This window comes from Microbacterium sp. CGR1, from assembly GCF_051062835.1.
Lineage (GTDB): Bacteria > Actinomycetota > Actinomycetes > Actinomycetales > Microbacteriaceae > Microbacterium.
Window position 1 is genome coordinate 335,845 of record NZ_JAOTPG010000001.1, and the last position, 23,960, is coordinate 359,804.

At 67.5% G+C, this 23,960-nt stretch carries 21 protein-coding genes; 15 read left to right on the forward strand and 6 right to left on the reverse strand.

Features of this window, described 5'->3' with window-relative positions:
- Positions 1 to 3: 3 nt before the first annotated feature.
- From OD997_RS01610 to OD997_RS01620, 3 genes are read right to left on the reverse strand one after another with little or no spacing between them, the layout of a single operon-like run.
- Complete coding sequence (locus tag OD997_RS01610) at positions 4 to 696, reverse strand: nucleotidyltransferase domain-containing protein (protein ID WP_434330072.1); 693 nt, start codon at positions 694 to 696, stop codon at positions 4 to 6.
- Between the two features lie 36 nt (positions 697 to 732).
- Positions 733 to 1,641, reverse strand: coding sequence for an NUDIX domain-containing protein (locus OD997_RS01615; protein WP_434330073.1), 909 nt, complete (start codon positions 1,639 to 1,641; stop codon positions 733 to 735).
- Positions 1,642 to 1,659: 18 nt separating this feature from the next.
- Positions 1,660 to 3,075 (reverse strand): RNB domain-containing ribonuclease, encoded by a 1,416-nt coding sequence (locus OD997_RS01620; protein WP_434330074.1) that lies wholly within the window; start codon positions 3,073 to 3,075, stop codon positions 1,660 to 1,662.
- Between the two features lie 169 nt (positions 3,076 to 3,244).
- Between OD997_RS01620 and OD997_RS01625 the strand changes: the two genes are divergently transcribed.
- Together OD997_RS01625 and OD997_RS01630 are read left to right on the forward strand one after the other, a co-directional pair.
- Positions 3,245 to 4,015: an isocitrate lyase/PEP mutase family protein gene (locus OD997_RS01625; RefSeq protein WP_434330075.1), complete on the forward strand. Its 771-nt coding sequence runs from the start codon at positions 3,245 to 3,247 to the stop codon at positions 4,013 to 4,015.
- Between the two features lie 42 nt (positions 4,016 to 4,057).
- Positions 4,058 to 5,815 (forward strand): proline--tRNA ligase, encoded by a 1,758-nt coding sequence (locus OD997_RS01630; RefSeq protein WP_434330076.1) that lies wholly within the window; start codon positions 4,058 to 4,060, stop codon positions 5,813 to 5,815.
- A gap of 67 nt (positions 5,816 to 5,882) precedes the next feature.
- On the opposite strand, the gene OD997_RS01635 is transcribed toward OD997_RS01630, so the two are convergent.
- Positions 5,883 to 6,386: a pyridoxamine 5'-phosphate oxidase family protein gene (locus OD997_RS01635; RefSeq protein WP_434330077.1), complete on the reverse strand. Its 504-nt coding sequence runs from the start codon at positions 6,384 to 6,386 to the stop codon at positions 5,883 to 5,885.
- 118 nt (positions 6,387 to 6,504) lie between these two features.
- Here OD997_RS01635 and OD997_RS01640 point away from each other — a divergent pair, with 118 nt between their 5' ends.
- Entirely contained in the window at positions 6,505 to 7,545 is a 1,041-nt protein-coding gene (locus OD997_RS01640) for a TIGR00730 family Rossman fold protein (protein WP_434330078.1), read from the forward strand.
- On the opposite strand, the gene OD997_RS01645 is transcribed toward OD997_RS01640, so the two are convergent.
- On the reverse strand, positions 7,514 to 8,869 hold the full coding sequence (locus OD997_RS01645) for a flavin monoamine oxidase family protein (RefSeq protein WP_434330079.1): 1,356 nt from the start codon (positions 8,867 to 8,869) through the stop codon (positions 7,514 to 7,516). The two genes, OD997_RS01640 and OD997_RS01645, sit on opposite strands and share 32 nt — an antisense overlap.
- Before the next feature lie 131 nt (positions 8,870 to 9,000).
- Here OD997_RS01645 and nusA point away from each other — a divergent pair, with 131 nt between their 5' ends.
- The 5 genes from nusA (at position 9,001) to OD997_RS01670 (ending at position 15,996) form a co-directional block, all read left to right on the forward strand.
- The gene (nusA, locus tag OD997_RS01650; protein ID WP_056308208.1) at positions 9,001 to 9,984 is read left to right on the forward strand and encodes a transcription termination factor NusA; all 984 of its coding nucleotides are present in this window, start codon (positions 9,001 to 9,003) and stop codon (positions 9,982 to 9,984) included.
- Positions 9,985 to 10,058: 74 nt separating this feature from the next.
- Positions 10,059 to 10,298 (forward strand): YlxR family protein, encoded by a 240-nt coding sequence (locus tag OD997_RS01655; RefSeq protein ID WP_434332313.1) that lies wholly within the window; start codon positions 10,059 to 10,061, stop codon positions 10,296 to 10,298.
- A gap of 95 nt (positions 10,299 to 10,393) precedes the next feature.
- Entirely contained in the window at positions 10,394 to 13,228 is a 2,835-nt protein-coding gene (gene infB / locus OD997_RS01660) for a translation initiation factor IF-2 (RefSeq protein ID WP_434330080.1), read from the forward strand.
- Positions 13,229 to 13,303: 75 nt separating this feature from the next.
- Positions 13,304 to 13,738 (forward strand): 30S ribosome-binding factor RbfA, encoded by a 435-nt coding sequence (rbfA, locus tag OD997_RS01665; protein ID WP_434330081.1) that lies wholly within the window; start codon positions 13,304 to 13,306, stop codon positions 13,736 to 13,738.
- 110 nt (positions 13,739 to 13,848) lie between these two features.
- A complete protein-coding gene (locus OD997_RS01670) occupies positions 13,849 to 15,996 on the forward strand; it encodes a LuxR C-terminal-related transcriptional regulator (protein WP_434330082.1) in 2,148 nt (715 codons plus the stop codon).
- 26 nt (positions 15,997 to 16,022) lie between these two features.
- Here OD997_RS01670 and OD997_RS01675 read toward each other — a convergent pair whose 3' ends face one another.
- The gene (locus OD997_RS01675) at positions 16,023 to 16,889 is read right to left on the reverse strand and encodes an A/G-specific adenine glycosylase (RefSeq protein ID WP_434332314.1); all 867 of its coding nucleotides are present in this window, start codon (positions 16,887 to 16,889) and stop codon (positions 16,023 to 16,025) included.
- A gap of 78 nt (positions 16,890 to 16,967) precedes the next feature.
- Here OD997_RS01675 and OD997_RS01680 point away from each other — a divergent pair, with 78 nt between their 5' ends.
- The 7 genes from OD997_RS01680 to OD997_RS01710 all read left to right on the forward strand — a co-directional run bounded on the left by OD997_RS01680 (position 16,968) and on the right by OD997_RS01710 (position 23,955).
- Complete coding sequence (locus OD997_RS01680; RefSeq protein ID WP_434330083.1) at positions 16,968 to 17,615, forward strand: hypothetical protein; 648 nt, start codon at positions 16,968 to 16,970, stop codon at positions 17,613 to 17,615.
- A gap of 28 nt (positions 17,616 to 17,643) precedes the next feature.
- Positions 17,644 to 18,537 (forward strand): tRNA pseudouridine(55) synthase TruB, encoded by an 894-nt coding sequence (gene truB / locus OD997_RS01685; RefSeq protein WP_434330084.1) that lies wholly within the window; start codon positions 17,644 to 17,646, stop codon positions 18,535 to 18,537.
- Positions 18,534 to 18,902, forward strand: a complete 369-nt coding sequence (locus OD997_RS01690) for a hypothetical protein (protein ID WP_434330085.1) — start codon at positions 18,534 to 18,536, stop codon at positions 18,900 to 18,902. The genes truB and OD997_RS01690 overlap by 4 nt, the downstream gene beginning before the upstream one ends.
- Before the next feature lie 53 nt (positions 18,903 to 18,955).
- Entirely contained in the window at positions 18,956 to 19,402 is a 447-nt protein-coding gene (locus tag OD997_RS01695; RefSeq protein ID WP_434330086.1) for a hypothetical protein, read from the forward strand.
- Positions 19,399 to 20,352, forward strand: coding sequence for a bifunctional riboflavin kinase/FAD synthetase (locus OD997_RS01700; protein ID WP_434330087.1), 954 nt, complete (start codon positions 19,399 to 19,401; stop codon positions 20,350 to 20,352). The genes OD997_RS01695 and OD997_RS01700 overlap by 4 nt, the downstream gene beginning before the upstream one ends.
- 208 nt (positions 20,353 to 20,560) lie before the next feature.
- Positions 20,561 to 22,705 carry a DEAD/DEAH box helicase gene (locus OD997_RS01705; protein ID WP_434330088.1) on the forward strand — a complete coding sequence of 715 codons (2,145 nt, stop codon included), beginning with the start codon at positions 20,561 to 20,563 and terminating at the stop codon, positions 22,703 to 22,705.
- A 221-nt stretch (positions 22,706 to 22,926) separates the two neighbouring features.
- Positions 22,927 to 23,955 (forward strand): ATP-dependent 6-phosphofructokinase, encoded by a 1,029-nt coding sequence (locus OD997_RS01710; RefSeq protein ID WP_056308186.1) that lies wholly within the window; start codon positions 22,927 to 22,929, stop codon positions 23,953 to 23,955.
- Positions 23,956 to 23,960 lie beyond the last annotated feature (5 nt).

The following is a 23,960-nucleotide window of genomic DNA, read 5'->3' on the forward strand; positions in this document are numbered from 1 at the left end:
TGCTCAGCGCACGAAGCCGCCCTGCATCCGGCCGCCTGCACGGTCGAGCTCGTGGTCGACACGGGCGGCGAACGTCGCGTAATCGCAGTCGAGCAGTGGGGTGCTCAGCAGCTCGGCGCGCTCGCTGCTGAAGTCCCGGAGCCGCCTCGGAAGCCATTTGCCCGTCGCGATCCAGCGTCCCTCGCTGAGGAGCATGAGTTCTGCGATCCTCTCGAACAGGATCGACGCCTCGACATGCTGCTCGAGGGGGTCTGTGGCATCCCTGAGGTCGTCGAGCACATCGGTGACGACGTAGCGACGGAAGGCGGATTCCTGCGCGCTGAGTGAGGGGCCCGCATCGAGGACCGTCTGCCAGCGACGGCGGAGAGCGGCGAGGCGGCCGTCGTCTCGGATCGCGGTGCCTTCGACGAGCATGTGCACGGTCACCGGTCGGTGCTGCGCGATGCCTCGGCTGGCCCACTCGTCAAAACCCGCCGGCGTGTACGCGAAGACCTCGAAGATCTCACCCTCGAACTCCTGAGTCGAGGCCTCGCTCGTCTGCGTGTCGGCGTCGAAGAGCTCTTCTCCGAGGAGCAGCAGGTCGATGTCGCTCGTCGGGGTGCGCGCGCCGCGTGCGGTGCTCCCTGCCATGATGGCGACGTCTGCTCGCGGATAGCGAGCAGCGACGAATCGTTCAGCGACGGCGAGGTGGTCCATGCCGCAAGAGTAACGACCGTCTGTGCGCGTTCCGTGTCAGCGGAGCGCTGCGCCGAGTCGAGCGCCGAGGCCACCGGCGAGCACATGCGCCTGAGCGAGCGGGATCCACCGGCATGTCCACGAGACCGGCGAGACGCCGGTCGCCGGATCGGCTTCGCCGGCCTGCCAGACGGCAGAGGCCTCGGGATCGACGACCTCCATCCGGAAGAAGTGTCGGAGTGCCACTTGATCGCGGAGCGGGGCGAGGTCGTAGAACTCGGTGCCGAGGCTGCGCGTCACAGTGCCGCGCAATCCGGTCTCCTCGAACAACTCTCTCTCAGCGGCCTGTACGGCGCTCTCGTCGTCGCGAACGGTTCCCGCAGGAACCTGAACGCCGGTGGCGAGTATGTCGGTGTCATCGTGGGTGAAGACGAGCAGACGATCCTCGGCGATGACGTAGCACACGGCTTTCTCGACAACGCTCATCTGATCCGCAACCAGCACCCCCGAGAGATGCTCGGCATCGCCGATGATCCTGTCCACCCATCGATCGCGCGGAAGCCGTGCGATCTCCGCCGTCGTGAACCATCCCGTCTCGATGAGCTCGCCGTCTGTGAACAGCAACTCGGCGTCGACCGAGATCGAACACGAGTAGGCGATCGTCGTGTATCCGACACGATCGCCGTTCGGATAGCTCACGAGCAGACCCTCGCCTCCGTAGGCCCCCACGATTCCGTGAACGGTGGGAGCGACGCCGATCTCCTCCAGCACTTCCCTGAGGACGGCGTCCTCCGGCTTTTCGAGTGGCTCGATTCCGCCGCCGAGGAGTCCCCACTCGCGCGAGTGCGCTTGCCGGCAAAGCAGAAATCGATCGTCCCGCCGGATGACCGCCGTGACGGCGGGGAGCAGAAGGAGAGCATGACCCACGCGTCCACGGAGGTCTCTCAGGTATGGCGAGATCGGCATGGCCCAGAGCCTAGGCGGTCACACCGCGAACTCGACCTCGCCACGGGTGATGTCGGCGCGCAGGACGTGGAGCTGCACGACTGATCCGGGGACGGCGCCGTCCGGAATCGGGGCCGAGGCGGTGACGGCAGGATCGGCGATCTGCACAGTCGCCCGCTCGCCGCGGATCTCGATCACGGTCGCATCGATCGTCGAGCCGACCAGGGGAGTCATCAGAGCGGCCTCGACGCAGTTGATCGTCGCGGAATCGAGCCTGGACGCGCGCTGACCGGAGTCCTGCATCAGTGCGGGAAGGTCGGCGAGGGACTCGCGGACCCAGGCCGGAACCTCACGGCCCTCGGATACGGCGAGGCAGATCGCGAGCGACCAGCGATCGACCAGGCGACGAAGCGGTGCTGTCGCGTGTGCGTACGGTGCGGCGATCGCCGCCTGATCGATGTCGGGCGGCACCGAGCCGTCGAAGGTCACGTAGCCAGCTCCGCGGAAGAGCGATGCCGCTGCCTCGAGGATCGGGAGGGTCATGGGGTCGGCGCGATCCAGTTCGCGCAGGTAGTCGCCGTAGCGGCCCGTCGTCCAGGGGCGGCCGAGCGCCTCTGTCTGATGACGGAACGCATCGAAGGACTTCTCGTCGGGCTGAGGCATCGTCCGCAGGATGCCGATGCCTGCCTCGATCATCAGAGAAGCTGCCGCCATACCCGTCATGAGGGACAGCTGAGCGTTCCATTCCTCGACGGGAAGCGGGTGCCGACGTTCGATCGAGTAGGTCCCGTCCATCGCTCGCACGACCTCTTCGTCGGGGAGGTTCAGGCTCGCACCGCCTCGGAGCTTCTCCTGGGCGATCCGCAGAGCGCCGATCTCCGGAAGCAGCATGGCCGGGCCTTCCTCACCCCGGTCGAGCGCCGCCTGGGTGCTGACGTAATCGAGCTGGGCGCGCGAACGGATCAGCGCCCGCTCGAGCCGGAAGTCCTCGACGACTCCCGCAGCATCGAGAGCGAAGGTCCACACGAGCGCGGGTCGGTCGACATCTGCCAGCAGCGACGCTCGATCCTCGCTCAGAACCTTCGGATGCAGGGGAACCGTGCCGTCCGCCGCGTACAACGTCTGGCCGCGGCGGCGGGCCTCCGCGTCGACCGCCCCGCCGGGGGTCACGAATCCCGGCACGTCGGCGATCGCATAGCGAACGGTGTATCCGGACTCCCGCCGTTCGAGGTGGAAGGCCTGGTCGAGGTCACGAGACCCGCGTGGATCGAGTGTGGCGAACGGGATGTCCCGCATGTCGAGTTCGGGAGCCGCAGCATCCGATGCCGCAGCCTCGGCCAGCACTGAGGCGGGGAAATCAGTGGGAGCTTCCAGAGATTCCTTGAGGGCGGCCAGCGCCGCGGCGAGTTCCGTCTGCGCGGCGGACGGTGCAACGTGGGATCGGCGCTGAGGCATGACCCCACACTAGGCGTCGGGGCGTGCCGGATCATGACGGCGGATCCCGGATATGACGGCGCGGAGGGGATCGGGGATGAGCGTCGAACCCGTTCGGTGCACGACTCGGAACCTGTGATTTCCGTGTCCGTCCGGCCCCGACCTGAATACCGGGCGTTAGCGTGGGGGCATGACCACTGCTGCGAAAGCCCAGACCCTGATCGGACTCTACGAAGCACCGGAGATCCTCCGCGTCGTCAATGTGTGGGACGTCGTATCCGCGCGAGCGGTCGCGAAGCTCCCGGAGACCAAGGCGATCGCCACCGCCGGCCACGGCATCGCCGCGTCGTTCGGATTCGAGGACGGCACGATCACCCGCGACATCATGATCGACATGGTCGGGCGCATCGCGGCATCCGTCTCCGTGCCGGTGACCGCCGACCTGGACGACGGATACGACGACGCGGGGGAGACCACCCGCCTCGCGATCGGCGCAGGTGTCGTCGGCGCCAACGTCGAGGACCGCCTCAAGCCCCTCGACGAGTCCGTCGCCGTGGTGGAGGCCATCGTCAAGGCGGCCGAGGCCGAAGGCGTGCCGTTCGCCCTCAACGCCCGCACCGACGCGTTCGTGCGTGCCGGCCACCGACCGGTCGCCGAGAGCATCGCAGACGCGATCCAGCGCGGGCGTGCGTTCCTCGATGCCGGTGCCACCGCTGTCTTCGTACCCGGCATGCTCGACGCCAACATCACACGTCAGCTCGTCGAGGGTCTCGGAGAGGGCAAGCTCAGCGTGATCGGGCTTCCCGGCACGCTCGCGGCGTCGGAGTACGAGAAGCTCGGCGTCGCTCGCATCTCCTACGGGCCTCTTCCCCAGCGCGTGGCGCTCACCGCCGTCCAGGATCTCGCGGCGAGCCTGTACGCCGGTGGCGTGATCCCCAACGGCCTGCCCGCCCTCAACTGACGCATCGCGAAACGAGTGACCACCGGTCAGTAGACTTGGCCCGTGGTCACTCGTCTTTCGAACTTCTTCCTCCGCACGCTCCGTGAAGACCCTGCAGGCGCAGAGGTCGCGAGCCACAAGCTGCTGATCCGCGCCGGGTACATCCGACCGCAGGCTGCCGGCATCTTCGCGTGGCTCCCGCTCGGACTTCGCGTGAAGGCCAAGATCGAGACCGTCGTCCGCGAGGAGATGGCCGAGGCAGGCGCGCAGGAGGTGCACTTCCCGGCCCTGATGCCCCGCGAGTCGTATGAGGCGACCGGGCGCTGGGACGAGTACGGTGACCTGCTGTTCCGTCTCCAGGACCGCAAGGGCGGCGACTACCTGCTCGCCCCGACGCACGAAGAGGCCTTCACCTTGCTCGTGAAGGACCTGTACTCGTCGTACAAGGATCTTCCCCTCACGATCTACCAGATCCAGGACAAGTACCGCGACGAGGCTCGTCCCCGTGCCGGACTGCTCCGTGGGCGCGAGTTCACGATGAAGGACGCCTACTCGTTCGACTCGTCGGACGAGGGCCTCGACGTGAGCTACCAGGCTCAGCGCGATGCCTACGAGCGCATCTTCCAGCGCCTGGGGCTCGAGTACGTCATCGTCCAGGCGGATGCCGGAGCGATGGGCGGCTCGCGCAGCGAGGAGTTCCTGCACCCGACTCCTGTCGGCGAAGACACGTTCGTCCGCAGCGCCGGGGGCTACGCCGCCAACGTGGAGGCGTTCACGACGGCGGTCCCCGACGCGATCGCGTTCGACGCGGATGCGGCACCGGTGGTCTTCGACTCCCCGAACACCCCGACGATCGAGACGCTCGTCGCTCACTCGAACGCGCATCTGGATGGCGACTACACCGCTGCGGACACGCTGAAGAACGTCGTGCTCGCGCTCACGCACCTCGACGGCACCCGTGAGCTCGTCGTCGTCGGCATCCCGGGCGACCGCGAGGTCGACGAGAAGCGCGCCGAGGTGGCGTTCGCACCCGCAGAGGTCGAGACGGCCACGGCAGACGACTTCGAGAAGAACCCGCTGCTCGTCAAGGGCTACATCGGCCCCTGGTCGCCCACGGGTGCTGTTCTCGGTGAGGAATCGGCGACCGGCATCCGGTATCTGGTCGATCCCCGCGTCAGCGAGGGCACGAGCTGGATCACCGGTGCGAACCTCGACGAGAAGCACGCGCACTCGGTCGTCGCCGGTCGCGACTTCTTCGCGGACGGCATCGTCGAGATCGCGAACGTCCGTGCGGGCGATCCGGCTCCTGACGGCTCCGGTCCGGTCGAGCTCGCACGCGGCATGGAGATCGGCCACGTGTTCCAGCTCGGACGCAAGTACGCCGAGGCCCTCGGGCTCAAGGTTCTGAACGAGAACGGCAAGCTCGTCACGGTCACGATGGGGTCGTACGGCATCGGCGTGACCCGCATCCTCGCGATCATCGCCGAACTGAACAACGACGAGAAGGGCCTCATCTGGCCCGCGTCCGTCGCGCCGTTCGACGTGCAGGTCGTCGCCGCGGGTCGCGATCAGGTCGCGTTCGATGTGGCCGCCGACCTGTCGGCACAGCTCGAGTCGGCCGGACTCGACGTGCTCTACGACGACCGCCCCAAGGTCTCGCCGGGAGTCAAGTTCGGCGACGCTGAACTCGTGGGTGTCCCGAAGATCGTCATCGTGGGCCGCGGCGCCGCCGAGGGCCAGGTCGAGCTGTGGGATCGCGGCACGGGTGAGCGCGACGCTGTCTCGGTGGCCGAGGCGATCGAAAGGCTCAGCAACCGCTGACCGTGCTCATGAGAATGCCGCGCATCCCCATCCAGGGGTGCGCGGCATTCTCCTTCGTGGGTCGAGCTCAGCGGACGATGCGACCGTGGTTCATGATGTCGTCATCCGGTGTGTCGCGGGTGACCAGCGACTTCAGCGCCCCCGCTGCCATGGCGATCTTCCCCTTCGCGGGCTCCCAGAACTCGGTCACGGTGGGCGTCACCCTAAGAAGGGCGATGCCGGGGGTGTCGAGGCCGTCGGCGAACCAGATCTCCAGAGAAGGGGAGTAGAGCTGCTCCATCTTGGCGCGGTCGTGCACGAGCGTCGCCTTGCCGGCGACAGAGACGTAGCGCATTCCCTTGGCGTCGCAGTACGACAGCCCGACGTCGTGGTGCTTGCGCGCTTCGTCGACCTTCTCGGTGTCTTCCGCGGTGAAGAACCAGATGTCGCCGGCGTCGTCCATCTGCCGCGTCGACATGGGTCTGCTCACGAGGTTGCCGTCATCGTCGGTCGTCGTCAGCATCGTGAAGTCGATGTCCTCCACGAGCTCGGCGACGCGTGCGAGGGCTTCAGGTCCGGTGATCTCTGTCATGTCGTCAGCTTCGTACGGGTGCGACGGGGAGGCACGGGGATTGACAGGAAGACCACCACATGATCGCGAGCGGCGTTGCGCCGCATACGCGTCCGGCCGCGCGTGACAGTCTGGAGACATGACCGAGGAACCGTTGCCGGAATCGTTGAGCGCCGAGATCAATGCCGTGCTGGATGGAGCCGGCGTCAAGACGGATCGGCGGCTGGTGATGCGCATGATGCGCACGGCGATCCTGCTCGGTGAGGACGGCACCGACCGGCTCGACCTCAAGATCGCGTCTGCGGCGCTGGCCGAGATGCGCGACGCCTTCCGGCTCTTCGCGCCCTTCGAGGGCGTGCCCAAGGTCACCGTCTTCGGGTCGGCCAGGACGCGGCAGGATGACCCGCTCTATGTCCAGGCGCGGGCTGTCGCCGAGGCCCTGGCGGCGGACGGCTGGATGGTCGTGACGGGCGCAGGCCCCGGGATCATGCAGGCGGCTGCCGAAGGGGCGGGTCCCGCGCTCTCGCTGGGCGTGTCGATCCGCCTGCCGTTCGAGGAGAAGGCGAACAGCCTCGTCGCGGGAAGCGACCACGTGGTCGCGATGAAGTACTTCTTCACCCGCAAGCTCATGCTCATCAAGGAGTCCATCGGCTTCATCTGCCTTCCTGGCGGATTCGGCACTCTGGACGAGATGTTCGAGCTCCTGACCCTGCAGCAGACGGGCAAGGCCGAACCGACTCCCATCGTGCTGCTCGACGAACCAGGCGGCACGTTCTGGAACGGGCTCAAGCGTTTCATCGATGAGGATCTCGCGCCGACGGGTGTGATCTCCGAAGGCGACTTCGACCGCGTCGTCATCACGGACTCGGTCGAGTCGGCGGCCGCGGTGATCGCCGGATTCTGGCGCAACTACGATTCACTGCGCTGGGTGGGGGACACCCTCGTGCTCCGCCTCCGCGCCGAACCGACGGATGCCGAGCTCGATCGGCTCAACGAGCAGTTCGCCGGAATGCTGGTGAGCGGCCGTATCGAGCGGTCTGTGCCCCGGTCACCCGAGGTCGCCGATGATGATGTGCTGCATCTGCCACGGCTCGCGCTTCACCTCGACCAGCGCCAGGTCGGCAACCTGTTCCGGCTGATCGGTGCGATCAACTCGCTGGATTCTGCTCCCGCGCTCTGATCCCCGCCGCGAACGAGACGAGGTCGACCTCGTGCCCCAGGATGCGCTCGGCGGCGCGGTGGCCTGAATAGTAGGCGGCACCCACCGTGGCGGGTTCGTCTCCCCACGTCGCCTCACCCGCGAAATGCAGCACGCCGTCGACGGGACCGGCCGCGTCATCGTGATCGTGATGCGATGACCCCGTGGCCAGGTGCGAGTACGAGCCGTTCGAGAACGGGTCGTGTCCCCATCGGGTGATCCAGTGCGCTGTGGGCGCACCGATGGCGTCGCCGTACAGTGCGTGCAGCGCGGCGAGCACGTCCGCGACGATCTCCTCGTCGGCGAGTTCCTGCATCCGACGTCCGAACGGGCCTGCGGCGAAGGTCAGAAGGGTCGGCAGTCCGCTGACCGCCGACACGTCGTACCAGGAGTGCCAGTGCTCACCGGCCTCGCCGAGCGCACGAATGACATAGGTCTCCTCGTCCCAGAAGCGCTCTGGGAACTGGATGAAGATCTTGTTGAAGACGCCCATTCCCAGACGCTCGACCGGGCCCGCGACGGCGTCCGGCAGGGGTGGGCTGAAGTCGATCGCACCGGCCTTGAGTACGCCCAGCGGCACCGTGACCAGCCCGCTGCGGGCGGAGAAGTCGCCGGCGTCGGTCGTGACGACGACCCCGTCCGGCGTCCGAGCGACCCGCGTCACGATGTGCTCGAGCCGGATGTCGAGCCCGTCGGCGATACGACGGGGGAGTTCGTCGTACCCCCGCGGGAAGATCACCTCGTCGCCGTCGATCGCATCCTCATCGAGTCCGTGTGCGTCGAGGTCGCCGATCCATGCTCCGCACTGCTCCTCGACGCGGTGTCGGAAGAATTCACGGACCTCGTCGATGCGCTCCGGGTCGAACCCGGAGCGGTCGAGAGCGCGCTCGGTCACATCCAGGTACGTGTCTCCGGTGGATGACGCGGCGATCTCCTCGACCAGCAGACGGTCGGCTGCCGCGACGTCTTCGATCCACTGCGCCGCACTCGCAGCATCCATCGGCGTGCCGTTCCCGTCGAAGTTCTCGATCGGGCGGCCACCGGCCTGGAAGCTGCCCACCGTGTACTCGAGCGTGGGGATGTCCAGGACCTGGACGAGGTCCCACAGACGAGACCCCTCGATGCCGTGCACCCAGGATGCTCCGAGATCGACGGGGAAACCGGCGGTCCGGTCGGTGTTCATCCGACCGCCGACGCGATCGCGAGCCTCGAGCACCAGGACCCGCTGGCCGGCATCGGCGAGCATGCGTGCGGCCGTCACTCCCGACATCCCGGCTCCGATGACGATGGTGTCGTACGTGCTCACTGGGTCCTCCTGCGATCCTGGCACCGCGACGGTGCGGCGGCCGCCGTGGCATGGGGCGGTGGGCACAGGGTATCGTGGTACGGATGTCGTGCGAGCACACCCGCGCGACGAGAGCTGAATAGGGAGTCGTCATGGATATCGAACTGAGTCTGCTGCGTGGGATCGAGAAGGAGAAGGCGATTCCCTTCGATGAACTCGTCTCGATCATCGAACAGGCCATCCTGACCGCGTACTCGAAGCACGTCTCCGCAGACGGAGCCACCCCCGAGGGTGTTCGCGTCGAACTCGACCGTCGGACCGGGCACGTCGCCGTGCTGCAGGTCGTCAAGGACGAAGAGGGCGCGATCATCGGCGAAGAGGATGCCACGCCCGACGACTTCGGACGCATCGCGGCCTTCGCCGCCAAGCAGGTCATCAGCCAGCGACTGCGGGACATCGCGGACGACGTCGTGCTCGGCGACTTCAAGGACAAGGAAGGCGACATCGTCGCCGGTGTGATCCAGCAGGGGCCGAATCCCCGCATGATCCACGTCGACCTCGGAGCCGTCGAGGCGATCCTTCCTCCCGAGGAGCAGGTGCCGGGCGAGGAGTACACCCACGGGTCGCGCCTCCGGGTGTACGTGACCAGCGTCGCGAAGGGGCTCAAGGGGCCGCAGATCACCGTCTCGCGCACGCACCCCGGGCTCGTGCGCAAGCTGTTCGCACTGGAGGTCCCCGAGATCGCCGCCGGACTCGTCGAGATCGTCTCACTGGCCCGCGAGGCCGGCCACCGCACGAAGATCGCGGTCCGTGCGAACGACCCGGCCATCAACGCCAAGGGTGCCTGCATCGGTGAGATGGGCCGTCGCGTACGTGCCGTCACCGAAGAGCTCGCGGGGGAGAAGATCGACATCGTCGACTTCGATCCGGAACTCGCGCCCTTCGTCGCGAACGCCCTCTCGCCGGCCAAGGTGACCAGCGCCTTCATCCTGGACGCGAACACCAAGGCGGTGCGCGCCCTGGTCCCCGACTACCAGCTCTCGCTCGCGATCGGCAAGGAGGGGCAGAACGCCCGCCTCGCCGCCAAGCTCACCGGCGCGAAGATCGACATTCAGCCCGACAGCGTCCTGGACTGACCGCTCGTCACGTCCGACTCGCGCCCTTCGCGTGAGTCGGACGGGAACACAGGTGTAAGATGGAACCCGTACGAATGTGCGTCGGTTGTCGCACGCGTGCTCCCCGCGCCGCTCTTCTCAGAGTGGTGTCCCAGAATGAAACGCTCGTCATCGATGAGCGTGCTGTCCTGCCGGGGCGAGGCGCGTGGGTTCATCCGACACCGGAATGCATCGATGTCGCTCTGCGGCGTCGGGCTTTCGGAAGAGCACTGCGTGTGTCCAGCGATCTGGACACACGGAACATCGAACAGCACCCACCAAGAAACAAAGGCTGAACGGCTATGGAAACAAAGTGAACGGCTCGAAATGAGACCCGTCCGCGACTAGTGGTCTGCCCTGTCTGGGTGGACCGACCCCAGACAGGAGAATTGTGGCTGGTAAACCACGCGTACACGAGATCGCCGCTGAACTCGGCGTCGACAGCAAGATCGCACTTGCAAAGCTCAAGGAACTCGGAGAGTTCGTCAAGAGCCCCTCTTCGACCATAGAACCTCCGGTGGCGCGCAAGCTGCGCGCTGCCATCGAGTCGGACGCCTCGCTGAAGTCGTCCGGCGACGCCGCACCCGCCGCAGCGAAGCCTGCTGCTGCCAAGCCCGGTGCTGCCAAGCCCGGTGCTGCTGCCAAGCCCGGTGCCGCCAAGCCCGCTGCGAAGTCGGCAGGGGCAACGCCCGACGCTGCGACGCCCGGTGCTGCGAAGCCCGGTTCCGGTGCACCGACTCCCGGTCCGAAGCCCGGACCCAAGCCGGCACCTGCTCCGGAAGCGCCTGTCGCTGCTCCGGCAGCCGAGGCTCCGGCCGAGACTGCTGCTCCGGCAGCGGCGACTCCCGGCCCCGCGGCCCCGAAGTCGAACGACGGCGGAGCTCCGAAGCCCGGCGCCCCGCGCCCCGGCAACAATCCGTTCTCCACCGCGCAGGGCATGGGACAGCGTCCCACCGGCCCGCGTCCGGGAAACAACCCCTTCGCCTCGGCGCAGGGCATGGGCCAGCGCCCGACGCCGGGTAACATCCCGCGTCCGCAGGCTCCGCGTCCCGGCGCCCCGCGTCCGGGTGCACCTCGCCCCGGTTCCCCTCGTCCCGGCGCTCCGCGCGGCGGTCAGGGTGGCCGTCCCGGTGGCGCACCGTTCCAGCAGCGTCCGGGTGGACCCGGTCGTCCCGGCGGTGCCGGTGGACCCGGTGCTGGTCCCGGTGCTCGTCCCGGTGGTGGCTTCGCAGGCCGTCCCGGTGGCGGTGGCGGTCGCGGTCGCGGCCCCGGCGGAGGTACTGCAGGTGCCTTCGGCAAGGGCGGCGGCAAGAGCAAGCAGCGCAAGTCGCGGCGGGCGAAGCGGCAGGAATTCGAGATGCGGAGCGCCCCGGTCGTCGGTGGCGTCAACGTCACCCGCGGTAACGGGGAGACCATCCGCATGCGTCGTGGCGCGTCCATCGCGGACTTCGCCGACAAGATCGAGACGCTGACCGGTTACACGGTCCAGCCCGGAACCCTCGTGACGATCCTCTTCAACCTCGGCGAGATGGCCACGGCCACCGAGTCGCTGGACGAGGCGACGTTCGAGGTCCTGGGTGCCGAGCTCGGCTACAAGATCCAGATGGTCTCGCCCGAGGACGAGGACAAGGAGCTCCTCGAGGGCTTCGGTCTCAACCTCGAGCAGGAGCTCGAGGAGGAGAGCGAGGACGACCTCGAGATCCGTCCTCCGGTGGTCACCGTCATGGGTCACGTCGACCACGGTAAGACGCGACTCCTCGACGCGATCCGACAGACCAATGTCATCGAGGGCGAAGCCGGCGGCATCACCCAGCACATCGGTGCGTACCAGGTGTGGACGGAGCACGAGGGCATCGAGCGTGCCATCACCTTCATCGACACCCCGGGTCACGAGGCCTTCACCGCCATGCGTGCACGTGGAGCGCAGGTCACCGACCTCGCGATCCTCGTGGTCGCAGCCGACGACGGCATCATGCCGCAGACGGTCGAGGCGCTGAACCACGCCCAGGCGGCGAACGTGCCGATCGTGGTCGCGGTGAACAAGGTCGACAAGCCCGACGCCAACCCGGCCAAGGTTCGTCAGCAGCTCACCGAATACGGTCTGGTCGCCGAGGAGTACGGCGGAGACGTCCTGTTCGTCGACGTGTCGGCTCGTGCCAACACCGGCATCCAGGAGCTTCTGGATGCAGTGCTGCTCACGGCTGATGCCGGTCTCGACCTCACGGCCAACCCGAACAAGGGCGCCCGTGGTGTCGCGATCGAGGCGAAGCTCGACAAGGGTCGCGGTTCGGTCGCCACGGTGCTGATCCAGTCCGGAACGCTTCGCGTCGGAGACGCGATCGTCGCCGGTACGGCCTATGGCCGCGTGCGTGCCATGGCGGACGAGAACGGCGAGCAGGTCCTCGAGGCCTACCCGTCGCGCCCCGTGCAGGTGCAGGGCCTCAACTCCGTGCCCCGCGCCGGCGACGTCTTCATCGTCACCGAAGAGGACCGCATGGCTCGCCAGATCGCTGAGAAGCGTGAAGCGGTCGAGCGCAACGCTCAGCTGGCCAAGGCCCGCAAGCGCATCTCGCTCGAGGACTTCACTCGTGCTCTCGAAGACGGCAAGGTCGAGTCGCTCAACCTCATCATCAAGGGTGACGTCTCCGGTGCTGTCGAGGCACTCGAGGAGTCGCTCCTCAAGATCGAGGTCGACGACTCGGTTCAGCTCCGCATCATCCACCGCGGTGTCGGTGCGATCACGGAGTCCGACGTCAACCTGGCGACGATCGACAACGCGATCATCGTGGGCTTCAACGTCCGCCCCGACACGAAGGCGCGCGAGCGCGCTCAGCGTGAAGGCGTGGACATCCGGTTCTACTCGGTGATCTACAACGCGATCGACGAGATCGAGAGCTCGCTCAAGGGCATGCTCAAGCCGGAGTACGAAGAGATCCAGTCGGGTGTGGCCGAGATCCGCGAGGTGTTCCGCTCCTCGAAGTTCGGCAACATCGCCGGTGTCATCGTGCGGTCGGGAACGATCACGCGAAACGCCAAGGCTCGTGTCATCCGCGACGGTGTGGTGATCGCCGATGGCCTCGCCATCGAGTCGCTGCGTCGCTTCAAGGACGACGTCACCGAGGTGCGCACGGACTACGAGGCCGGTATCGGCCTCGGCAAGTTCAACGACATCCAGATCGGTGACGAGATCGAGACCACTGAGCTGGTCGAGAAGCCTCGCGGCTGATCACGTCAGATATATGTCTTCGGGCGAGGATGCGTCATGCATCCTCGCCCGAAGGGTACGTAGAGGGAGAGAACAATGGCTGGTGAACGACAGGCACGTCTGGCCGATCGCATTCGTGTGATCCTCGCTGAGCGACTCGAGAAGGGGCTGCGCGACCCGCGCCTCGGCTTCGTGACGATCACCGACGTCCGCGTGAGCGGGGACCTGCAGCACGCCTCGGTGTTCTACACGGTGCTCGGCACGGAAGAGGAGCGTCTCTCCAGCGGGGCGGCTCTGACGTCGGCGACCGGGATGCTGCGCAGCGAGGTCGGCAAGCAGCTGAGCACTCGACTCGTCCCGACTCTCGAGTTCATCCCCGACGCGCTGCCGGAGAACGCCGACCACATCTCGGCTCTCCTCCGTGAGGCTCAGCAGCGCGACGCCGATGTGGCGAAGCTCGCGTCGTCGGCGTCACACGCGGGCGACGCAGACCCCTACATCCACCAGGACGACGACGACACGCAGTCCTGAATATCGGCGCCCTCGTCTGAGGGTCCGCGCGTCTTGATAACCTCAGTCCGCATGGGCGGTCGCCCGTGGGGACTGGGGGGTTCGGCATCGACGCTTTGCGTGCGCACGGGGTGACTTCGGTCGCATCGGCGGTGATGGAGGAGATCCTCGACGACCTCCTGGCGCATGAGCTGAGCTGTGCGCCGCATGTGGCCGCCCGCCTCGCTTCCGAGCTCGCGTCAGACGGCCCGACCATCAGGGCGGTTGCTGCCAGGCTCGATGACGCTCAACGCCAGGGGTTGAGGGCGTTGCCGTCCCCGCTGCCCATTGTCCCCTCGATCGAGGCGCTGTTCGCGCACCTGGAACTCGCCCCTGCCGATCGCGAGCTCCTCGTGGCGGTGTCCCTGCGTCTCGACGACCGGCTCGCTCCGCTCCTCGATTTCGCAGGCGAGAGCGCCGCCGAGTTGCACAGAGGCGCCGTCGGTGCACATCTGGACATGCATGCGGGGCGCGTCCGCCTCGTCGAGCCGCGTCTGGCCATCTGGCTGAGAGCGACGACCTCGCAATCGGTGGCGGTCGCCGTCCACGCGCGACTGCACCGTGTCTTCCGCGAACGCGGGGAAGAGGTCGACGCGGACTGGCACAAGGCTCGTGCATCGATGCATGGGGAGCCTGTCGCGGCAGGAGAGCTGACTCGAATAGCGAGGGAGCTCTCCGAGGCTGGGCGCAGTGAGAGGGCCTTCCACCTCGCCGCGGAGGCCGCGGCTCACGCGAACGGCACGACCAGGGACGAGGCGAACCTGGTCGCGGGTGTCGCAGCGATCGCCGCCGGTCACGCGGTCGAAGCGGCGAACAGACTCGCGAAGCTGTTCCCCGACGGCGATGAACATCAGCGCCTGCAGGGACTGGGTGGTCTGCTCGTCGCCCAAGCCCACCTTCGAGGCGCGGTACCGCAGTTCGATGCCGAGGCTTTTCGACCCCGCAGCGATGACGCCGGGCTCTGGTACTCCTGGGCGCGTGCCGCCGCCTTCGCCGCAGTGCTGTGTGCCGAACGCGGAGACCGCACCGGAATGCGCCTGTGGCTCGACGAGCTCCGAGAGGGGTGCACGAGATCGGGAGCGGAGCGATCGCTGCGTGATCCCGTCGTCGCGCTCGCCTGGCTCGTCGGGGGTGACCGCGGCGCGGAGGATGTGCACGGAGCAGGACCCCTCACAGGTGGGATGCTGCGGGCGCTCCATGCGGCTATCGAAGGAGATGTCGACAGAGGACTCAGGCTGCTGGCCGTGGGCGACTCCGGCATAGACGTCGAGGTCGATCCGTTCGTCGCCGGGTTCGAGTCCAGTCCGCTCGTCGGCGCCTACCGGGCGGTCGTGGAGGTGCTCTTGCTCATGTGGCGCGGAGACATCGGCGCCGCGCGCGAGACGATGCTCCGCGCTTCACTCGAGTTGCCGATCGCGGTCCCCTTCGCGGGCCTCGGCGTGGTCATCGCTCGACGGCTGGACCTCGCTGTGCTCGGCAGTCTCGGCCCCTTCGCCAGGGCGCTGACTTCCGCGCTCCCTTCGCCCGTCCGTATCGACCGGCTCGTCGATCGGGGAATCGAGGCCTTCCTCGCAGGTGCTTCCGCTGAGGCGGCAGCGTGCATGCGCGTCTGGCGGGATCGCGGAGCGCCCCAGACGACGATGTCGGTGCCGGGCCTGGAGGAGGCGATCGTGGTCGCGAACATCGCTTCGTGGAGCACGCAGCGGATCGAACCGCCGGAGATCACCCTCGCTCAGCAGCTGAGGGTTCGCATCACGAGTTGTTCGGACGAGGACTGGCGTGTCGAAAGGCCACGAGTGGTCGATGCAGCGCGGACGCTCACCTCGCCGTTCTCCAGAGGGCGGGTCGAGGCCATGATCGGAACACGCTCGCTCATCAGGGGCGACCTGGAGATCGGGCGGGAGCATCTCGCGACCGCTGTCAGTCTTCTGGACGTGTCAGGCGCCGCTGCGTGGTCACGCGCGATCGCCGCGCGGCTCGCCTCGGAGGACCGTCTGTCCACATCGGCAGGCGACCCGCTCTCCTCGTGCCGACGCGTCTGGGAGTCGATAGTGACAGCCCGGGAACTCGAGGTCGCGATGCTCGTCGTCGGAGGTGCATCCAATCGAGACATCGCCGATTCGCTCCATGTCTCGGTTCGCACCGTCGAGGTGCACCTGGGACGCGTCTTCGCGAAGCTTGAGGTGCGAACGAGGGTCGAGCTCACCGTGCTCGCACACCGGATCGGGCAGTACGTCTGACCGGTGTCGCCCCGAGGGAGAAGGTCTCACCGGGGGAGGGAGAGCGTCTCGCCGTCGGCTTCGGCGAGACCGTCGGCGATGAGCGAATCGATCGCTCGGTCGCGCTGAAGCGGATCAGGCCAGTCAGGCAGCACGCCCTGCAACAGCACCGGCTCCGGGGCGGCGGTGCGAAGGACCCGCAGGACGGCGCCTCTGGCTTGACGGTCGGAGCCCTCGAAAGTCGCCTGGCGCCGGCGAGTGTCACCGGTGTCGGGGCGCCCGGCGGCGACCCAGGCGCAGTCGTCGATCAGCGGACAGATCTCGCATCGAGGTGAACGCGACGTGCAGACGGTCGCGCCGAGCTCCATCGCGGCCGCGTTGAACACGGCGGACTCGGCGCCGCCCACGGGGAGCAGCGAGTCCATGAGGTCGAGATCCCGACGAGACGGCGAACCGGGCTGTGCCTGCCCGAGGATCGCCCGGGCGAGCACTCGACGCGTGTTCGTGTCGACGACGGGATGCCGGTCGCCGTACGCGAAGACGGCAACCGCCCTGGCGGTGTAGTCGCCGATGCCCGAGAGGAGCAGGAGTGGCTCGATGTCCCTGGGGACGACGCCCTCGTGACGATCGGTGATCTCGATCGCGGCCCTGTGCAGCCAGAGAGCACGCCGGGGATAACCGAGGTTCGCCCACTGCTGAACGACCTCGGCGGGTGTGGCGCCTGCCAGAGCACGCGGTGTCGGCCATCGCGCGAGCCAGGCCTCAAGATGCGGGATCACCCGCGTTACCGGCGTCTGCTGCAGCATGAACTCGCTGACGAGCGTGCCCCAGGCGCCGAACTTTTCGTGGAATTCACGGCGTCGCCACGGAAGATCGCGGGCGGCATCTCGATACCATGCAGCCAGAGGCGCCATCGTCGCAGCGGCGGGATGAGACGGCGAGGGCACCTCGACAGCCTAGGCGAACCGAAGCTCATACCGTAGGCGGGACACATGAACATGAAGACGGCGATCACGATCATGTCGGGGATGGTCCTCGTGGGGGCCATGGCCGGGTGCGCACCCGAGCCCGATAAGGCACCGACATCGGCACCTTCGCCGTCCGCCACAGCGACTCTGACCCCCTCGCCCTCGCCCAGCGCGGTGCCGACCGCCGACCCCGCCGATCCGACGACGTGGATCATCAGCGACGAAGGCGTCGGTCCCATCGCCATCGGCGGCGACCTCGCCACCACTCTCTCCGGCCTGCCCGAGACGTGGACGAACGACACCGAGAGCTGCGCGTGGACCGCATGGTGGAATGCGCCGGACTCGAGCTACGGGCTCTACTTCGTGCGGGGGACGGAGAGCGCCACCGCTCCGATAGGAGAGATCTCGGTCTACACCGCCGCCGAGACACCGACAGCGGTCCCGAGTCCCGTCACGGCAGAGGGGATCGGGCTCGGAGCGACGAAGGCTCAGGTCCTCGCGGCGTACCCGGATGCGCAGGAGGGGACTGCGCAGATCGGCAGCGGCACCTGGCTCAGGCTCGCGGGCGACGGCGCGGCTCATGTCTTCTTCGAGTTCAGGGATGGCGCGGACGTGGCATCCGATGTCGTCGTCACGACCCGCGACGAGCCCTCGTACGAGGTGTGCGGCTGAGCATTCGGTCGCACCGTAGGCTTGAGGGATGGTCTCGCCCGGCATCCTCCTCGTCGACAAGCCCGCTGGGCTGACCAGCCACGACGTGGTCGCCCGCACGCGTCGTGCGCTCGGAACCCGCAAGGTCGGGCACGCGGGGACTCTCGATCCGATGGCCACCGGCCTGCTCGTGATCGGCGTCGAGGGCGCGACACGCCTGCTGACCTACATCGTCGGCGCGGACAAGACGTACGAGGCGACGATCCGCCTCGGGCAGACGACCGGCACGGACGACGCCGACGGCGAGATCCTCACACGCGCGCCCGAGCAGGCGTGGGATGCGGTGACACCGGAGCGGGTTGCGGCGGGTGTCACGGCGCTGACGGGAGAGATCTCGCAGGTGCCGAGCTCGGTGTCAGCGATCAAGGTCGACGGCCGACGAGCCTACGACCGGGTGCGGGCGGGGGAGGAGGTCGTGCTCGCCGCGCGCGATGTCACGGTCTCCCGGTTCGAGATCGTCGCCGAGCGCTCGGGCGACGGCTTCCTGGACCTCGACGTCGTGGTCGACTGCTCGTCCGGAACCTACATCCGATCACTGGCCCGCGATCTCGGCGCAGACCTCGGCGTCGGAGGCCACCTCACGGCTCTGCGCCGCACCCGTGTCGGCGACTTCGACGTCGCGGATGCCGTGACGATCGAGGACATCGTCGAGACGGCGCTTCTGGCTCCGGCCGCTGCGGCAGCACGGGTGCTCGATCCGCTCCCCGTCTCGACGGCGGATGCCAGGGATCTCCGGCACGGTAAACGGCTCACCGATCAGGCATCTCGACTGAGCGGTGTCCTGGCCGCCGCGATCGACGAGGACGGCGTGCTCGTCGGCGTCGTCGAGCGACGGGGAGCTGACTTGAAGAGCGCGATGAACATGCCCGAGGTGCCCCGATGATCCTGTGGCTGACGATCGCGCAGATCGCTGTCGCGACCGCCGCAGGGCTCTTCTGCATCATCCTCGGTCTCGCCGGGCGGCGTCCGAGCGACTTCTCGGTCGGTGCTCTCGCGCTCGTCGAGCTGCTCCTGGTCATCCAGGTCGTCGTCGCGATCGTGGCGCCGCTCGTCGGCAACCCCCCGACCGGTGACCTTCTCGAGTACTGGGTCTATCTCGTCTCCGCGGTGCTGCTGCCGATCGGCGCCGTGCTGTGGGCGCTCATGGAGAGAAGCAGGTGGAGCACGGTCATCCTCGGCGTCGCAGGTCTCGCCGTCGCGATCATGGTCTGGCGGATGCACGTCATCTGGACGATCCAGGTCGCCTGAGCGCCCTCGTGCGCATCCGGGATCCCCGGCCCGGACCTAGAATGGGTGGAGCTATGAGCACCACCGTCCCCACCTCCCGGATGACCGGCATCGGCCGTGTCCTCGTGATCGTCTACGCCGTCATGGCGCTGGCGGCGACCGGCCGAAGCTTCGTGCAGATCCTCCGGCAGTTCGAGGAGGCGCCGCTGGCGTACTCGCTCTCGGCGCTGGCAGCCGTCGTCTACATCCTCGCGACCCTGGCGCTCGTGCTCGCTGACAGGCGTGGCTGGTACGTCGTGGCGTGGATCGCGATCGTGTTCGAACTCACCGGCGTCCTGGTGATCGGCGCGCTCAGCATCTTCTTCCCGGACCTCTTCCCGCATGACACCGTGTGGTCGATGTTCGGGCGGGGCTACGTGTTCATCCCGCTCGTGCTGCCGGTCTTCGGGATCTGGTGGCTGCGCACCCACAGACCGACCCGCACTGTGCAGGAGGCGCCCGCCGCCGAGGTGTCCGCATGATCGTCTTCCGCGACCCTCAGGAGGTGCCGGAGGACTTCGGTCCCTCCGTCGTCGCGATCGGAAAGTTCGACGGCGTCCATGCCGGGCATCGGGCGGTCATCCGCCGGTTGAAGCAGGTCGCCGAAGAGTCCGGCCTCCGTACCGTCGCGGTGACGTTCGACCGGAATCCGCTCGCCGTGCTGCGGCCAGATCGCTGCCCCGAGAACGTCGTCACCGTCGAGCGGAAGCTCGAGCTGTTGAGCGAGCTCGAGCTCGACGCGACTCTGCTTCTCACCTTCGACGCCGAGTTCGCCGCGCGCAGCGCCGAGGAGTTCGTCACGAGCATCCTGGTCGGAGCGCTCGACGTGTCGACGGTGCTCGTGGGCGAGGACTTCCGGTTCGGGCGCGGGGGAGCGGGAACGCCTGCGCTGCTGCGGGAGCTGGGGCCGAAGCACGGCTTCACCGTCGAAGTCGTCGACGACGTCTTCCTGGACGGCTCCGATCGACGGGTCTCATCGACCTGGATCCGCGAACTGCTGATGGACGGCGACGTCACGACGGCTGCGCGCGTGCTCGACCGCCACGTCGATGTACGGGGCGAGGTCGTGCACGGCCTCAAGCGCGGCAGGGAACTCGGATTCCCGACAGCGAACCTCTCGGCCTCGGTCGACTCGTTCGTGCCTGGCGACGGGGTGTACGCCGGATGGCTCGTCGACCACGATACCGGGATCCGTCATCGGGCTGCGATCTCGGTGGGCACAAACCCGACCTTCGACGACGTCCTCGAGCGCCAGGTCGAAGCGCATGTGCTCGGTGAGACCGACCTCGATCTCTACGGCCACGATGTCACGGTCGAGTTCGTCGAGCGTCTGCGCGGCATGGTCGCCTTCGAGGGCATCGAGAAGCTCAAGGCGCAGATGGCCGCCGACGTCACCGATGCCGAACGGGTCCTCGCAGCTCCGAGAAGCTGAACTACGCCCCAACTCTCCGTGACGTGAGCTCGGTCCGCTGGTCGCCATAGCGTAGAATGGGGCACGGTGGTCGGCGAATCTCGCGACCGAGTCGTGCGTCGATGACCACCGGAACTACTGTTCGTACGGTCCTGGCTCACGCCACACGCGGACATCGAGAACGGCTGCCGCATCCTGTGGATGCTCGGCCTTCACGCTCAGGAGGAGCATGCCGACCACGGCGACTGCCGCAACGCGGCGCAAGAAGACGTCTCGTCGCGACGATGAGGCGCCCCTCATCCCGATCCTCGCGCGCAAGGTGCGCGAGATCGAGGCGAAGTCGCAGCGGGGAAAGCTGGGCCCGACGAACCGTGTGAAGTTCCAGGTGATCGCGTTCCTCGTGCGCGAGGAGCGCGCCAGGGTCAAGGCCGACACCGAGATCGCCGATGCTGCTCGTGCGGAGCTCCTCAAGCGGCTCGACGGCGTCGCGACGATCCTCGCCAAGACCGCTGCTCGTGACACGTCGCTGATCCAGCTGCTCGAAGCCGATCAGGCGACGTCGCCGGTTGCGAAGCGGATGCGTCGCGACTGGCTGCTCGAGTCGGGTGCGGAACTCGCCCCCGAAGAACTCATCATCGCCGACATCGCGCCCGTGCAGACGTCGGTCGTGTCCGCTGCGATCGCCGAGCGTCAGGTGACGCCGCCGTCGGTCGAATCGCGCCAGCTCGCGAACCCGTTCCTCGCTCCTGACCTCACCCCGCGGGCCAGCACGACCCCTCGCCGCCGCCTCGACGGCTGGGAGCTCATGGGGCCCCTCTACAAGGCGTTCGAGACGGGCGCAGGGGGTGGCGCGGCGAGCATGGATCTCCCGCCCGCACCCGAGTACGACCACCTCTCGCCGAAGGGTCTTGAGGTGATGGTGCACCAGTCCCGGTTCCTCGAGGCTGTGCGCGAGGGACACAGGAGCTTCCTCCTCGCCGACGAACCCGGCCTCGGCAAGACGGCTCAGTCCCTGCTCGCCGCGTCCGTCGCAGGCGCGTACCCCCTTCTCGTGGTGGTGCCCAATGTCGTGAAGATGAACTGGGCGCGCGAGGTCGAGCGATGGACGCCGCAGCGCCGAGCGACGGTCATCCAGGGTGATGGCGCCGACATCGACGCGTTCGCCGACATCTTCATCGTGAACTACGAGATCCTCGATCGTCACATGTCGTGGCTCGCATCGATCGGCCTCCGGGGCATGGTCGTAGACGAGGCGCACTTCATCAAGAACCTCAGCTCGCAGCGTTCCCAGAATGTGCTGTCACTGGCCAATCGCGTGCGCGAGCGCACGCCGGGCGGCAACCCGCTGATGCTCGCCCTCACCGGAACCCCCCTGATCAACGACGTCGAGGACTTCGACGCGATCTGGCGCTTCCTCGGCTGGACGACGGGTGAGAAGCCCGGCCCCGAGCTGATGGAGAAGCTCGACGCGACCGGATTCACACCTGCGGACAAGGCTTTCTATCCCGAAGCCCGTGAAGCGGTCATCTCGATGGGCATCGTCCGCCGCAAGAAGAAGGACGTCGCGGCCGATCTCCCCGACAAGCTCATCGCCGATCTGCCGGTCCAGCTGGACGACGAGTTCGGGCGCAGCATCCGTCAGGCCGAGCGCGAGCTCGGAGAGCGGCTTGCAGCGCGCTACCGCAGGATCATCGAGGCTCGCGGTGACCGCGGACTCGCGCCGGGCGAGATCGACGAGGACATCGTTCGCCTGGTCGCTCAGAACGAGCTCGAGGAGTCGAAGGCCGCGGGCACCGGAGGCGACAACGTCTTCACCATGGTGCGCCGCATCGGACAGGCGAAGGCACAGCTCGCGGCCGACTACGCGGCGCAGCTGCAGCGCTCGGTGGGCAAGGTCGTGTTCTTCGCGAAGCACATCGACGTGATGGATCAGGCCGAGGCGCACTTCGCATCGGCCGGCATCCGCTCGGTGTCCATCCGTGGCGACCAGACGTCGACCGCGCGTCAGCAGGCGATCGACGACTTCAACAGCGATCCCGACGTCGGCATCGCAGTGTGCTCGCTGACGGCAGCCGGCGTGGGCCTCAACCTGCAGGCGGCATCCAACGTGGTCCTCGCAGAGCTCTCGTGGACCGCTGCGGAGCAGACTCAGGCGATCGACCGTGTTCACCGCATCGGTCAGGACGAGCCGGTCACGGCGTGGCGGATCATCGCGGCTCACACCGTCGACGCGAAGATCGCCGAACTCATCGACCAGAAGCAGGGGCTCGCGGCGCGCGCGCTCGACGGCGAGGCCATGGACGACGCGGCTGCGGAGCCCGTGCAGCTCGGGGCGCTCATGCATCTGCTGCGGGAAGCTCTCGGAGCGGCCTGACCGTAGAGGCTCTCGAAAGATCGGCGTTAAGAATCTTGATTCTTGGCGCCGATTTCTCGTTCTCTTCGTCCGCTCGAGGCATTTCTTGCGAATCGTCCGGAGGCGGCCGCAAGATCCTCGGTTTTCGTCGTCTCGAATGGCGCGTGCGCGCATCGGGGCACTAGTGTCGATCGCAGGCAGCGTCGCCTTTCCCCCTTCCCCTGAACCCGTCTGAGGCAAGCATGAAGATCGGCATTCTGACGAGCGGTGGCGACTGCCCCGGACTCAACGCGGTGATCCGCGGCATCGTGCTCAAGGGCACCACGACGTATGACCTCGAGTTCGTCGGCATCCGCGACGGATGGCGAGGAGTCGTCGACGGAGATTTCTTCCCCCTCACCCGGCACGAGGTGAAGGGTCTGTCCAAGGTCGGCGGAACGATCCTCGGCACCAGCCGCACCAACCCGTACGAGGGTGAGCGCGGTGGCGCGGAGAACATCGCCAAGACGCTCTACGGTCACAAGATCGACGGCATCATCGCGATCGGCGGCGAGGGGACGCTCGCTGCAGCCGATCGTCTCGCGAAGGACGGCATCAACGTCATCGGTGTGCCGAAGACCATCGACAACGACCTTCGTGCCACCGACTACTCGTTCGGCTTCGACACGGCCGTCAACATCGCCACCGACGCGATGGACCGGCTGCGCACCACCGGAGACTCGCACCAGCGGTGCATGGTCGCCGAGGTCATGGGGCGTCATGTCGGCTGGATCGCGCTGCACGCCGGTATGGCGGCAGGCGCGCACGCCATCTGCATCCCCGAGGTCCCGATGTCGATCGACGACATCACCGAACTCGTCTCGAGCGCCCACGATCGCGGTCGCGCGCCGCTCGTCGTCGTCTCCGAGGGCTTCAAGCTGCTCGGCATGGACGAGGCATACAGCGACAAGGGGCTGGACGCGTTCAACCGCCCTCGTCTCGGTGGCATCGGCGACCAGCTCGCACCGGCGATCGAGCGGATCACCGGAATCGAGACTCGCGCCACGATCCTCGGTCACATCCAGCGCGGCGGATCGCCCTCGGCGTTCGACCGCGTGCTCGCCACGCGACTCGGACTGCACGCCGCCGATGCACTGGTCGACGGCGCGTGGGGCCAGATGGTCGCCATGCAGGGGACCGACATCGTGCGGGTCCCGTTCGCTGAGGCCCTCGGCGAGCTGAACACGGTTCCCCGCAGCCGTTACGACGAAGCCGCGGCCCTGTTCGGCTGAGCCGA

What these genes read in the sequence shown, in the direction of transcription:
- OD997_RS01610 (WP_434330072.1), bottom strand. Translation starts at nt 696, where the DNA reads ATGGACCACCTCGCCGTCGCTGAACGATTCGTCGCTGCTCGCTATCCG.
- OD997_RS01615 (WP_434330073.1), bottom strand. Translation starts at nt 1,641, where the DNA reads ATGCCGATCTCGCCATACCTGAGAGACCTCCGTGGACGCGTGGGTCAT.
- OD997_RS01620 (WP_434330074.1), bottom strand. Translation starts at nt 3,075, where the DNA reads ATGCCTCAGCGCCGATCCCACGTTGCACCGTCCGCCGCGCAGACGGAA.
- OD997_RS01625 (WP_434330075.1), top strand. Translation starts at nt 3,245, where the DNA reads ATGACCACTGCTGCGAAAGCCCAGACCCTGATCGGACTCTACGAAGCA.
- OD997_RS01635 (WP_434330077.1), bottom strand. Translation starts at nt 6,386, where the DNA reads ATGACAGAGATCACCGGACCTGAAGCCCTCGCACGCGTCGCCGAGCTC.
- OD997_RS01640 (WP_434330078.1), top strand. Translation starts at nt 6,505, where the DNA reads ATGACCGAGGAACCGTTGCCGGAATCGTTGAGCGCCGAGATCAATGCC.
- nusA (WP_056308208.1), top strand. Translation starts at nt 9,001, where the DNA reads ATGGATATCGAACTGAGTCTGCTGCGTGGGATCGAGAAGGAGAAGGCG.
- OD997_RS01655 (WP_434332313.1), top strand. Translation starts at nt 10,059, where the DNA reads ATGTGCGTCGGTTGTCGCACGCGTGCTCCCCGCGCCGCTCTTCTCAGA.
- rbfA (WP_434330081.1), top strand. Translation starts at nt 13,304, where the DNA reads ATGGCTGGTGAACGACAGGCACGTCTGGCCGATCGCATTCGTGTGATC.
- OD997_RS01675 (WP_434332314.1), bottom strand. Translation starts at nt 16,889, where the DNA reads ATGGCGCCTCTGGCTGCATGGTATCGAGATGCCGCCCGCGATCTTCCG.
- OD997_RS01680 (WP_434330083.1), top strand. Translation starts at nt 16,968, where the DNA reads ATGAACATGAAGACGGCGATCACGATCATGTCGGGGATGGTCCTCGTG.
- truB (WP_434330084.1), top strand. Translation starts at nt 17,644, where the DNA reads ATGGTCTCGCCCGGCATCCTCCTCGTCGACAAGCCCGCTGGGCTGACC.
- OD997_RS01690 (WP_434330085.1), top strand. Translation starts at nt 18,534, where the DNA reads ATGATCCTGTGGCTGACGATCGCGCAGATCGCTGTCGCGACCGCCGCA.
- OD997_RS01695 (WP_434330086.1), top strand. Translation starts at nt 18,956, where the DNA reads ATGAGCACCACCGTCCCCACCTCCCGGATGACCGGCATCGGCCGTGTC.
- OD997_RS01700 (WP_434330087.1), top strand. Translation starts at nt 19,399, where the DNA reads ATGATCGTCTTCCGCGACCCTCAGGAGGTGCCGGAGGACTTCGGTCCC.
- OD997_RS01705 (WP_434330088.1), top strand. Translation starts at nt 20,561, where the DNA reads ATGCCGACCACGGCGACTGCCGCAACGCGGCGCAAGAAGACGTCTCGT.
- OD997_RS01710 (WP_056308186.1), top strand. Translation starts at nt 22,927, where the DNA reads ATGAAGATCGGCATTCTGACGAGCGGTGGCGACTGCCCCGGACTCAAC.